This is a genomic window from Idiomarina xiamenensis 10-D-4 (genome assembly GCF_000299895.1).
Classification (GTDB): domain Bacteria; phylum Pseudomonadota; class Gammaproteobacteria; order Enterobacterales; family Alteromonadaceae; genus Idiomarina; species Idiomarina xiamenensis.
The window spans coordinates 1-1,543 of the sequence record NZ_AMRG01000042.1 but is presented as its reverse complement, the minus strand read 5'-3'; the positions used below and the strand labels follow the sequence as shown (position 1 = coordinate 1,543).

General features: G+C 35.3%; 1 protein-coding gene. It reads right to left on the bottom strand.

The genetic code is table 11. The features are described from left to right. Nucleotides 1-455: 455 nt before the first annotated feature. Nucleotides 456-1,331: a hypothetical protein gene (locus A10D4_RS13275; protein WP_008490131.1), complete on the bottom strand. Its 876-nt coding sequence runs from the start codon at nt 1,329-1,331 to the stop codon at nt 456-458. Nucleotides 1,332-1,543 lie beyond the last annotated feature (212 nt).

The window sequence follows — 1,543 nt, the reverse complement described above, 5'->3', positions numbered from 1 at the left end:
GCGCAGCCTCGTTTCAACAGTTTTGGCATTAAGATAAAAGTGTCTTTTGAAGGTATATTGTTGCCGTTTATGATTAAATCATACTGATTTGAATTTTTCTTATTAATAGTTCTTTGTGCTGAGAAAGTAAGATCTGCTAGGATCTGCATTAATTACTTCTCTGACATTGCTTCTCGCATTAGCAAAATCTTCGATTACGCCACAGATAGCGACGCTTTCGTTATATCTCCCTTCATCAAACTCTTTAATCTTATCGAACAGCCCTTCTGCGTATGAGCCATTCCAAACTTGGCGGGCTGAGCCATCCCCTAAGTATTGGTCTAAGTCTATACACAAATAATAGGTAGTCGCATAACTAGGTAACGACAAAAATAATAGAAAGAATGACGATAGTAAGGTTTTTGGTTTAATCATAAATTTTATTTTTATACTCAGGTTTTAATGGGTTTTAATTGTTAAAATGGCCTTTTTCTTCTTATGAATTGTTGAAGTCTATCGTCAAGGTCTACACCCTCTAATCCATAAAACTGATTAAGAATTTCTCTAGCTTTTTCTTGATTGTAAGTGTCCATCTGATAGGGGTTAGTATAAAGATTTACAAGGTGCCAAGCACTTTGCTCATGCCCCTTATCCATTAGTTTCCGGAGAGTAGCTATTGCTTGTGACTTTTGTGCTTGATATCTGACTAATTTGTCATAGCCTTTTGGTTCACGATCATTTTCGGCGAGCAGCGTCATAGCCCAAACCGCGGGAACTTTTTCGTTTCCCATTTTTTCCGTTTTATCTGCAATAAGAGTTAATTGATTATCTATTTTTTCAATCTCATTTGATGTGATTGAAATATTAATAAGACTCACGCACTGTTGATAGTTACTTTCTAAAGTTGAAAGTGGCTTGTCTGATGTTTGCTTAACAACGATATTTTCTGATATTTTTTTTAGATTTTCGTGGTTGTTGGTTAGGTTTTTCAATAGATTACGGCATTTCAATAGTTCAAAGAACCTCTTTTGAATTGCTAGGGTTTCCTTTGGAGTTTCATAAGAATAATCGTTTTTTTTCAGTAAGTCATCCAGTAAATTATCAAAGTCAGATTGGTCGGTATTAACGATTGTTGTTGGCCGCTCCGCTAGAACTTCCTCATCGAATTGATTTTTAGATTGGCTAACGATTTTTTCTGGTTCGACTTTTACTTCGCTAGTGAGAGTTTTTTCGGTGCTCTGAGTGACTGGTTGTGCTTCAGTTTTACTATTAAAAATATAAAGCGTAATTAGAGTAATTAGCAAAATTAGCAAAATTAAAGAAACTATTAAAACAAGTGATTTTTTTAACATGTATTGCCTCAATCGCGCCTTATCATCTTTTACCTAAAAGTTATCCTAAACTCAATCATTCGGCAACGGAGCTGTTAGATTTTCTTTTCTTGTTACAAATCAACAGCTCTTTTACCGTTGTTTCCGACCGTGCGGCGGCATAACCTGTTAGCATTAACGATGTTATTGTCAGTCAGCTCGTTGCTGGAAAAAAATGTATGAAAAGCACAATA